Origin of the sequence: Polaribacter sp. 20A6, from assembly GCF_011378915.1 — a bacterium.
Classification (GTDB): domain Bacteria; phylum Bacteroidota; class Bacteroidia; order Flavobacteriales; family Flavobacteriaceae; genus Polaribacter; species Polaribacter sejongensis.
Window position 1 is genome coordinate 77,394 of sequence record NZ_WTPZ01000001.1, and the last position, 10,832, is coordinate 88,225.

The 10,832-nt window shown below is 29.7% G+C and carries 8 protein-coding genes; 3 read left to right on the plus strand and 5 right to left on the minus strand.

Annotation, left to right across the window (positions count from 1 at the left end; translation table 11 throughout):
• The 3 genes from leuD to leuB all read left to right on the plus strand — a co-directional run bounded on the left by leuD (position 1) and on the right by leuB (position 3,266).
• The gene (leuD, locus tag GQS57_RS00305; protein WP_165730108.1) at positions 1-600 is read left to right on the plus strand and encodes a 3-isopropylmalate dehydratase small subunit; all 600 of its coding nucleotides are present in this window, start codon (positions 1-3) and stop codon (positions 598-600) included.
• Positions 601-621: 21 nt separating this feature from the next.
• On the plus strand, positions 622-2,142 hold the full coding sequence (locus GQS57_RS00310; protein ID WP_165730110.1) for an alpha-isopropylmalate synthase regulatory domain-containing protein: 1,521 nt from the start codon (positions 622-624) through the stop codon (positions 2,140-2,142).
• A 68-nt stretch (positions 2,143-2,210) separates the two neighbouring features.
• Positions 2,211-3,266: a 3-isopropylmalate dehydrogenase gene (gene leuB, locus GQS57_RS00315; protein ID WP_165730112.1), complete on the plus strand. Its 1,056-nt coding sequence runs from the start codon at positions 2,211-2,213 to the stop codon at positions 3,264-3,266.
• A 75-nt stretch (positions 3,267-3,341) separates the two neighbouring features.
• On the opposite strand, the gene GQS57_RS00320 is transcribed toward leuB, so the two are convergent.
• The 5 genes from GQS57_RS00320 to GQS57_RS00340 all read right to left on the minus strand — a co-directional run bounded on the left by GQS57_RS00320 (position 3,342) and on the right by GQS57_RS00340 (position 10,704).
• Entirely contained in the window at positions 3,342-5,555 is a 2,214-nt protein-coding gene (locus GQS57_RS00320) for a DNA mismatch repair protein MutS (RefSeq protein ID WP_165730114.1), read from the minus strand.
• Between the two features lie 12 nt (positions 5,556-5,567).
• The gene (locus GQS57_RS00325; RefSeq protein ID WP_165730115.1) at positions 5,568-6,311 is read right to left on the minus strand and encodes a LytTR family DNA-binding domain-containing protein; all 744 of its coding nucleotides are present in this window, start codon (positions 6,309-6,311) and stop codon (positions 5,568-5,570) included.
• Between the two features lies 1 nt (position 6,312).
• Complete coding sequence (locus GQS57_RS00330) at positions 6,313-9,120, minus strand: histidine kinase (protein WP_165730117.1); 2,808 nt, start codon at positions 9,118-9,120, stop codon at positions 6,313-6,315.
• A gap of 153 nt (positions 9,121-9,273) precedes the next feature.
• Positions 9,274-9,945, minus strand: coding sequence for a putative metal-binding motif-containing protein (locus tag GQS57_RS00335; protein ID WP_165730119.1), 672 nt, complete (start codon positions 9,943-9,945; stop codon positions 9,274-9,276).
• Between the two features lie 9 nt (positions 9,946-9,954).
• Positions 9,955-10,704 (minus strand): prolipoprotein diacylglyceryl transferase, encoded by a 750-nt coding sequence (locus GQS57_RS00340; protein WP_165730121.1) that lies wholly within the window; start codon positions 10,702-10,704, stop codon positions 9,955-9,957.
• Between the last annotated feature and the right edge of the window lie 128 nt (positions 10,705-10,832).

Here is a 10,832-nt window from a genome sequence, read left to right on the forward strand (position 1 = left end):
ATGGCTTACGATAAATTTGACGTACTAACAAGTACAGCATATCCTTTACCTACAGAGAATGTAGATACAGATCAAATAATTCCTGCTCGTTTCTTAAAAGCAACTGAGCGTAAAGATTTTGATATCAATTTTTTCCGTGATTGGAGATTTGAACAAGACGGAACACCAAAAGCAGATTTTCCTTTAAACAAAGAAATTTATGCAGGTTCTAAAATATTAGTAGGAGGTAGAAATTTTGGTTCTGGTTCTTCTAGAGAGCACGCAGCTTGGTCTGTGTACGATTTTGGTTTACGTTGCGTAATTTCATCTGCATTTGCAGATATCTTTAAAAATAACTGTTTAAACGTAGGGGTTTTACCTGTACAAGTTTCTGCAGCATTTGCAGATACATTATTTGCTGCAATTATGGCAGATCCTAAAACAGAAATTAAAGTAGATTTACCTAACCAAACAGTAACTTTAGTTGCAACTGGTGAGTCTGAATCTTTTGTAATTAATACTTACAAAAAAGACAATATGTTAAACGGCTTTGATGATATTGATTACTTAAAAAACATCGAAAACGAAATTTCTGCATTCGCTGAAACAAGACCATTTTAAGAATACTTTTTTAGGTTGAATATGGCTAGAAGAAAGATTGAAATAATGGATACGACACTACGTGATGGAGAACAAACATCAGGAGTGTCGTTTTCAGTTTCCGAAAAATTAACAATCGCTAAATTACTTTTAGAAGAGTTAAAAGTAGATCGTTTAGAAATAGCGTCTGCAAGAGTTTCTGAAGGGGAGCTAGAAGCTGTTAAAAAAATAACTTCTTGGGCTACTGAAAATAATTTTTTAGACAAAATAGAAGTATTAACTTTTGTTGATGGAGGAAAATCTATCGATTGGATGCTAGATGCTGGAGCGAAAGTTCAGAATCTATTAACCAAAGGATCTTTAAACCACTTAACACATCAACTTAAAAAAACGCCAGCACAACATTTTGCAGATATCAAAGCAAATATTGAGTCGGCTGCTACGCATAACATTAAAACTAATGTTTATTTAGAAGATTGGTCTAACGGAATGCGTAATTCTAAAGAATACGTTTTTGAATATTTAGATTTCTTAACGGCTCTAAATATAGAACGTGTTTTATTACCAGATACTTTAGGAATTTTAACACACGATGAAACTTTTAAATTCATTGCTGAAGTTCGAGAAAAATACCCAACAACACATTTCGATTTTCATGGTCATAATGATTATGATTTAGGAGTAGCCAATGTTATGGAAGCTATAAAAGCGGGTGCAAATGGTTTGCATTTAACCATAAATGGGATGGGAGAACGTGCAGGAAATGCACCAATGGCAAGTGTTATTGCTGTAATTAATGATTTTTTAAAGGATGTAGAAATTACAGTAAATGAAAAAGCATTAAATAAAGTAAGTAAGCTTGTTGAAACTTTTTCTGGTTTTCGTATTCCTGTAAATAAACCTGTTGTAGGTGCAAATGTTTTTACACAAACTGCAGGGATTCATGCAGATGGAGATAATAAAAATAACTTGTATTTTAATGATTTAATGCCAGAGCGTTTTGGTAGAAAACGTAAATATGCATTAGGAAAAACATCTGGTAAAGCAAATATTCAGAAAAACTTACAAGATTTAGGTCTGAGTTTAAATGATGAAGAGCTAAGGAAAGTTACCCAAAGAATTATTGAATTGGGCGACAAAAAAGAAGTCGTTTCTCAAGAAGATTTGCCTTATATTATTTCTGATGTTTTAGACAGTAATGCTATTGAAAAGCGTGTTGTTGTAGAAAATTATGTTTTAGGACATGCCAAAGGAATGAAACCATCTACTACTTTACAATTAAGAGTAGAAGGCGTACAATATGAAGCACATGCACAAGGAGATGGGCAATTTGATGCCTTTATGAATGCATTAAAAAAGTTGTATAAAATACATAGTAAAAGAGATTTACCAAAGCTGATTGATTATGCAGTAAGAATTCCTCCGGGAAGTCATTCTGATGCATTGTGTGAAACAATTATCACTTGGAAAAACGAAGAAAAAGAATTTATTACTCGTGGTTTAGATTCAGATCAAACAGTATCTGCAATTAAAGCTACCGAGAAAATGCTTAATATTATTTAAAAATTTAAAATTTAAAATTAAAAGATTGAATTATTCAATCTTTTAATCATTCAATAAAAATTAAACACATGAAATTAAATATCGCATTATTAGCAGGAGACGGAATAGGACCTGAAGTAATTGACCAAGCAGTAAAAGTATCTGATGCAATTGCAAAGAAATTTAACCACGAAATTACTTGGAATCCAGCTTTAACAGGTGCTGCTGCAATTGATGCAGTTGGTGAACCTTATCCTGATGCAACACATGATATTTGTGTGGCTTCAGATGCTGTTTTATTTGGTGCAATTGGGCATCCTAAGTATGATAATGATCCTTCTGCAACGGTTCGTCCAGAGCAAGGTTTATTAAAAATGCGTAAAAAATTAGGCTTATTTGCAAATGTAAGACCAACGTTTACCTTTCCATCTTTATTAGACAAATCTCCTTTAAAAAGAGAAAGAATAGAAGGTACTGATTTGGTTTTTTTACGTGAATTAACTGGAGGTATTTACTTTGGTGAAAAAGGTAGAAGAGACGAGGGAGAAACTGCTTTTGATAATTGTGTTTATACAAGAGCTGAGGTTCAAAGATTAGCTGTAAAAGGTTTTGAATTAGCAATGACACGTGGTAAGAAATTATGTTGTGTAGATAAAGCAAATGTTTTAGAAACATCTCGTTTATGGAGAGAAACGGTACAAGCAATGGAAAAAGATTATCCAGAAGTTGAGGTTTCTTATGAATTTGTAGATGCTGTTGCAATGCGTTTGGTACAATGGCCAAATAGTTATGATGTATTAATTACTGAAAACTTATTCGGAGACATTTTAACTGATGAAGCTTCTGTGATTTCTGGTTCTATGGGATTAATGCCAAGTGCATCTGTGGGAACTGAAAATGCTTTGTTTGAGCCAATACACGGTTCTTACCCACAAGCAACAGGATTAAATATTGCAAACCCAATGGCTACTGTTTTATCTGCAGCAATGATGTTTGAAAACTTTGGTTTACAAGAAGAAGGAAAAGCAATTAGAGCGGCTGTTAATAAAGCTTTAGAAGCAGGTTTTGTAACAGAAGATTTAGCAGACGGAGGAAAATCTTACGGAACACAAGAAGTAGGAGACTGGTTAGCTAAAAATATTTAGAATCTAATTCCTAGTTTATATATTTAAAAAAGGTTCGCAATTTGCGAACCTTTTTTAATATTAAAATGGATGTTATTATTTTGTTTTTTTAGCTCTTTTTACTAACTCTAATTTATCTGTAGTTGTTTTTGTAGTGAAGAAACCATAGTTAATAGTTACTTTTTTCTTGTCTAACATATCAATAGTTCCTACAGAATTAGAGCCAATAACTTTTACACTATCATTAATTTGATAAATGTATTCAGATTTTTCTTTCGCTATTTTGGCAGCTTCAATTTTCTTTTCCTTTCTAACCTCAACAACTTTTTGTAAAACTTCTTTTTCTACTTTTTTAATAATTTCTTGTTGCTGTTTTTCGGCAACTTTAGCTTTTTGTTTCTGTGCTTTGGTTTTAGGAGCCAAAGGTTTTTTCATGACTTGTTTTACCTTTAAATCTGCAACCCATTTATTAAAATTGGTATTTAATTCCTTTTTATTATTAGTTTGAAAATACTTGTTAAGTAGTTCGTTTGTTTTTCTCCCTAAAGAAAGCATTTTCTGATTTTGATCATACAGTTCTTGAAAACCAGACAATTTATCTTGTATTTTTTGTTCTTTTTCTTGTAAATTATCTAAGTGTTCTTGTCCTTTAGAATGTTGATTTTCTAAATTATCAGAATGCTTTTGTAATCTGTTTCGTTCTTTTTGAAGTTTAGAAATGGTTTTATCTAAACGAACTTTTTCGGTCTCTACACGTTTTTTTGCTTTGTTGATAATACTAAACGGAATTCCGTTTTTCTGAGCAACTTCAAACGTAAAAGAACTACCTGCTTGTCCAATAAATAATCTATATAGCGGTTCTAATGTACGTTCATCAAACTGCATGTTTGCGTTGGTAACATTCTCTAATTCGTTTGCTAAGACTTTTAAGTTAGAGTAGTGGGTGGTTATAATTCCGAATGCTTTTTTATAATAAAATTCTTCTAAGAAAATCTCTGCTAAAGCTCCACCTAGTTCAGGATCTGATCCTGTACCAAATTCATCAATTAGAAATAAGGTATTAGGTCCACATTTACGTAAAAAGTTACGCATGTTTTTTAAACGATAACTATACGTACTTAGTTGGTTTTCTATAGATTGATTGTCTCCGATATCTGTTAAAAAAGTATCAAAAATATACGTCTGACTGCGTTCATCAACAGGAATTAAAATACCACTTTGCAGCATTATTTGTAATAAACCAATGGTTTTTAAAGTGATACTTTTTCCACCAGCATTAGGACCCGAAATAACAATAATTTGTTGTTTTTCATTTAGTTCTATACTTTGAGAAATGGTAGGTAAATCTTGTTGTTTATTTTTTCTCCATAAAATGGGATGATATGCATTCTTAAAAAATATCTTTTTTTCTCTAGATATTTTAGGCAAAACAGCATTCATTTCTTGTGCATATTTAGCCTTTGCTCCAACAACATCAATATGAATTAAAAACGAAAGATATTCTTCTAATAAATAAACATACGGACGAACAGTAGCTGATAGTGCTCGTAAAATCTTTACAATTTCTTGCTTTTCATCATAAATTAAATTTTGATATTCTCTAGAGTACGCAAGTGTTGCTTGTGGCGCAATATAAACGATGTTACCAGATTTTGAAGAACCTAATAAACTACCAGCAACCTTTTTTCTATGCATTGCAGAAACTGCTAAAACACGCTGATTGTCTACAACAGTTTCTTTGATATCATCTAAATGACCTGCAGAAATTGCTCTAGATAATGCGCTAGAAAAACTTGCACCAATTTTTCCACGTACATTATTAATGTCTTTTCTTATTTGTCTTAAAGCGTCTGAAGCATTATTTTTTACTTCACCAGAAATATCTATTATTTTTTTGATTTCATCATCTATAAAAGTGGTGAATTCAATTTGTTGAGAAAGTTCGAAAAAAGTTGGGAACTGCACATTAAATTTCTTAAAAAACTTAATCAATTCGTTTACAGTTAAAGAAGTAGTGGCAATTTTTAGAAAAGCATCGGTTTCTACAAAGCTATTTTCTATAGCCAAACGTTTTACATTTTCTGTAATATTATCGAAACTATGATTGGGAACTCTATTTTCACTCTCAAAAGAAGAAACGTATTCGTTTACCAAATACAACTCTTTAAAAAGTGCTTTTTTATTAATGATAGGTTCAATTTCAGTAACTTGTTCTTTACCCAAACCAGAAATACAATGTTCTGCAACATGCTGTAAAACTGTAGAAAATTCTAAATCTTGTAATGTCTTGGATGATATGTTATTGTTCAAAAAAAATCGATTTTATTGCGAACACAAATCTATAAATTCTTTTCGTTTGGTTTTAGAAACTGGCACTCTTTTTTTGTTCTCTAATACAATATATCCTTCATTCTCGAAATGACGCACTTTTTCTAGGTTTATAATGTGAGATTTATGGCATTTATAGAAGAAATTATTCATCATCTTTTCATATTTCCCTATATTATAAGAGCTTACGATTTCTGTGTTGTCTATAAGATGAATCTTGGTATAACCATCAAAACCTTCTATATGTATTACTTCTTTTTGCGGAATAAAAGAAACACCTTTAATAGTTGGTATAATTAACTTGTTTGAGTTAGAATTTGTTTCTGCAATAAACTGTAAAAGGTTTGCATTTTTTTCGTTCTCGTGTTTTAAAGTGATACTTTCTTTTGCTTTATGAACAGCTTTTATTAAATCATCATCATCTATTGGTTTTAAGATATAACCAATAGCACATTTTTTAAAGGCTTCTATAGCATATTCGCTAAAAGCAGTAACAAAAATTACTTGAAAATTGATTTCTCTTAATTTTGATAACAATTCAAAACCATCAATTCGGGGCATTTCTACATCCAAAAATAAAATATCAGGTTGTTGTTTTGTGATGTTGGTAATTGCTTCTTCTGGTTTTTGGTAAGTACCAATGATGCTTATGTCTGGAAACAAATTAGCCATCTTTTTCTCCAATCCTTTTAGGTTAGAAATTTCATCATCAACAATAATAGCAGAGATTGTATTCATGTTATTTGCTTTTAATTATAAAAGTAGATATGTTTCCTTTTTCATCGTTTTTAGGATGTAATTCTTCTGTAAAATACAAAATCTCCCATTCTTCTAAAGTGTTTAAATAGGTTAAACGTTGTTGTAAAACGTTAGAAGACTTTATTTTTTTACTTTTGGACTTTGTGTTTATAAACCCAACACCATCATCTATAATTAAAACTTTATAAGTTAAAGTATCTACTTTTTTGAAGTTGATGGTCACTGTACCTGTATCAAATTTATTGAAAATTCCATGGTTTACAGCATTTTCTACAATGGGTTGTAACAGCATTGTTGGTATTTTCGTGTTTTTAATATCAATAGCATCATCAATATTAATTTGGTATTCTAGTTTTTCTCTAAAGCGTAGTTTTTCTATTTCTAAATAATTGGTAAGCAGTTTTATTTCTTCGGTTAATGTGATGGTCGTTTCTTTAGACAGTTCGAAAAAACGTCTAATTAGTTTAGAAAATTTTACTAAATATTTTTCTGAAGCTTCAAAATTATTTTCATTAATAAAATATTGAATGGCGGCCAAAGAGTTGAATACAAAATGTGGATTCATTTGCGAGCGAAGTGCTTTTAATTGAATCTCAGAAAGTTGTTTTTCTTGAAAAAGCTTTTTACTTTTTTGCTGTTGGCTTCGTTTACTTAAATACCAAACAGCTCTAAAAAACAAACTTGTTAAAGTTAAAAGTACGATGGCTTTAAACCAAAATGTTTGATGCCATAAAGGAGTAATTGTAAATTCAATTTTCTTTTTAATATTTTGTGATTCAACTTTAAATATATAAGTATTGGGCTGTAAGTCATTAAAATTAATATTGGTTGTTTCAGTAGCTTTCCAATCACTTAGTAGTGGTTCTAATTTGTAATTATAGCTAAAGTTGGTGTTGTTTTCAGTAAAATCTATTCTAGAAATTGCAATACTAATATTGTTGTTTTCTAAGTATTTAAAAGTATTGTTATTTTTAGTTACTGTTTGGTTGTTGTACGTTAATTTATCGATATAAATATCTAGTAACTGGTTGGTGATTTCTTGTTTTTTGGGTAAAATAGCAATACCATTATTTGTGCTTAGAATAAGGTCATTGTTATAAATATATATATCATTAACTTGTTGCGAAGGAATACCGTTGGCGACTGTTAATTTTTTTTCTAAAGTATAATTCTCATCCTTTAATACATATTTAAAAAGACCAGAGTTGCTGGCCAACCAAATATCTTTGTTTTCTACAAAAGCATTATTAACAATTAAAAATTCTGATTTTGGTAATTGTTCTATCTTATTTAAATCGGTAATAAATGATCCAAATCCATCTGTATTTAACAATACATGGGTTTTAGATATTTTTGTAATGCTTAGAATCGGTTTAGAAAATATTTGTTTATTAAAAGTAACTTCACTTAGTGCTTCATTTTTAATTTGCTTTAAGCCGTTTGTAGTAGCCACCAATAATCGATCCTTAAAAACCATTAAATTGGTAATTCCTCGTTGGTTATAAACTTTAAGTATTTTCAGGTTGTTTGTATCAATTTTATTAATTCCTGCAGTAAAATCACCATACAAATAATTGTTATAATAAGTTAAGTCTCTAGCAGTTTGATTTGTATAAAAAGGGTATTCTGTAAAATTAAACTCCTCGGAGTCTTTAGTATTTTTTTTACGTATAATTTTATTCTCCGAAATATAGAAAGCTGTTTTTAAGGAATCTATATAATTAGAACTAAAAATGTAATTATTTTGGTTAATAAACGGTATAAAATCTTTTTTGTCAGGTTGATATTTAAAAAAACCTTTGTTGTAAATATTTGCAATTATAGTATCGTTTATCTTGTTGGTTTTAAGAATGTTTTCGTGTTCATAAGCATATTTAATACTTCTTTTAGCTTTAGTCAATTTGTAAACACCATGTAAAAAAGTAGCAATCCAAACCGTTTCTTTTTTATCAATCATTGCAAAATGTGCATCTAATTTTTTAGGAATTAAAACTGTTTTTGTAATGTGATAGTTCTCATCTAAAATACCTACAAAGCCTCTTCCTGTAATTTGAATTTGATTGTTTATGAGCTGTATTCTGGTGTGTTGAGATTTACTGATACCTACTTCATCTTTAAAATTGCGTTTATACAGTTTTAACGTATTTAAGTTTAATATTGAATAATATTTATCTGCTGTCCAATAAAACAAACTATCTGTTATTTGACCTCTATAATGGACAGTGGTTAGAATCTTTTTAAGATTGGGTACCTTTTTTATATTTCCGTTTTTGTAGGTTAATTTTATAGTGTCTAAATTAGTACTTGTCTCGTAAGAAGTAATAGTTGGGTGTTTAAGATAAACTGGTGTTCCCTTTTTTAAGGAAGTCTTTTCTGAGACTAATTTCCATTTATCATTAATTAATTCATGTGCTCTAGAATTACTTGTAAGTATAATTTGGTTGCCTATTTGACTCGTATAATTGGGAGTGAATATTTCATTTTTAACCTCACTTTCAAAAGCATAAACACTATCGTTTTTTATATAACCTAATTTAGATGTTTTAGATAAATACCATAAATTACCATCTGGTGTTGGATGAATTCCCCAAATATCATTGGTAGACAAACTATTTTTTGTCGTAAAAGTTTTTAAGGTGTTACCATTGTATTTTACTAATCCTTTGTCTGTAGCAAACCAAATAAAACCATAAGCATCTTGTACAATTTTATAAATATGATTGCTAGGTAATCCATCCTTTACCGTAATATTTGTGTATTGTTGAGAATAGGAAAAACTCCATAACATAATTATAAATAAAGTGATATGGAGTTTTAACATTGGTAATTCTAATTTCTCTTTTTCAAATGTGGTTGTGGATTACTAATTTACAATAACTTTTTTAGTTAACCATTTATCTTTACAAACAAGCTTTAAGAGATGTTTGTCTTTTAATAAAGCTTATGTATTATCGCTACCATCACAATTACTATCTATTTTATCATCTAAAAATTCTCTGGTATAAGGATGAATTTTTTCATCAGTATCATCACAATCTAAATTATTGGTAACCCCTTCTGCTGGAGTAGCTTTTTGTGAGCCATAACCATCACCATCTTCATCTATATAATATTCAACAATATCTATAATTCCGTCGCAATTATCATCGATTCCATTTTTTTCTATTTCTACAGCTTTTGGGTGTATTTCTGCATTATCATCATTACAATCTCCAGCAAACCAAGAATAATTATCTGGAGCAGTGGTATTGTTTTCAATTTCAATAATAATCGGAGTTTCACTACCAAAACCATCTCCATCTTTATCTGAATAAAAAGTGTAAGCAAATTTCCCGTTACAATCTTCATCTATATCATTATCTGGTATTTCTGTAGCACCAGGATAGACATCAGCATTAGTGTCATCGCAATCAATATCATTTTCTACATATCCTTCTGGTTGTTCTCCTTCCATTACAGCAGTACCTGCCAAACCATATCCGTCACCATCTGAATCTTTATGCCATACATATTCTTTTAAATCAGGAACTCCAGAACAACCCGCTCCAATAATAAAAATAGCAGTTATTAAAAGTGCTATGGGTATAAATGTGTTTACAATTAATTTTTTCATAATTTTTGTTTAAATAGTTATTGTTTTTGATTTTAATTTGAGATATAAATAAGCCGTTATGCTTATAAAAATAAATGCAATAAATTGAGAATGTGATAGGTAATCTTGAATAACAAAACCTCTTAAATCTCCTCTAAAAAGTTCTAAAAGACTCCTTGCAATTGCATATAGTATGATGTAAGAAAAAAATATTTGTCCATCAAATTTCTTGTTTTTTCTAATGATAAAAAGCAAACCCATAATTATTAGAATAGAAAAGACTTCGTATAATTGGGTAGGGTGCACGGTTACAGAATTTGTGGTTGGAAAACTCATTCCGAAAATAGAATTTGTTGGTTTGCCATAACAACAACCTGCAAAAAAACAACCCATTCTACCAATTGCATGCACAATGGTTGTGGTAATAGCTAGAATGTCCATTAAAGGTAAAATTGTTATTTTATGTTTTTTTAAATACCAAAAAGTAAATATTATTATGCAGATAAAGGAACCATAAAAAACAAATCCACCAGAAAAAATATTAAAAATATTTTTGGGGTTTTGTATGTAATAAATAGGTCTTTCAAAGAATAAAAATAATTTTCCACCCATATAACCAGTAATAAAGATTAAATAAAAAAAGATGTTTGGTAAAACGAGATTTAGTCTTTTCTTAGTTTGCCATTTTGTATATAAAATGGCTAATAGTGTACCAAAAACAATACAAATTGCATACGTATAAATAGTAATGTTTTGATATTCTAATAGTTTTGGATACATTTTTATAGTTTTTTAATCTGGTATTTCTACCAATTACTTTAGTAAATAATTCGATTACATGACTAGAGATGTATCAAAGTATTTATTTTTAAGCCTTTTACAAGGTGTTATTTGTATAAATGATAACC

Excerpts from the sequence above, each read along its gene's own strand:
- GQS57_RS00310 (WP_165730110.1), top strand. The coding sequence starts at position 622 with ATGGCTAGAAGAAAGATTGAAATAATGGATACGACACTACGTGATGGA.
- leuD (WP_165730108.1), top strand. The coding sequence starts at position 1 with ATGGCTTACGATAAATTTGACGTACTAACAAGTACAGCATATCCTTTA.
- GQS57_RS00325 (WP_165730115.1), bottom strand. The coding sequence starts at position 6,311 with ATGAATACAATCTCTGCTATTATTGTTGATGATGAAATTTCTAACCTA.
- GQS57_RS00335 (WP_165730119.1), bottom strand. The coding sequence starts at position 9,945 with ATGAAAAAATTAATTGTAAACACATTTATACCCATAGCACTTTTAATA.
- GQS57_RS00330 (WP_165730117.1), bottom strand. The coding sequence starts at position 9,120 with ATGTTATGGAGTTTTTCCTATTCTCAACAATACACAAATATTACGGTA.
- GQS57_RS00340 (WP_165730121.1), bottom strand. The coding sequence starts at position 10,704 with ATGTATCCAAAACTATTAGAATATCAAAACATTACTATTTATACGTAT.
- leuB (WP_165730112.1), top strand. The coding sequence starts at position 2,211 with ATGAAATTAAATATCGCATTATTAGCAGGAGACGGAATAGGACCTGAA.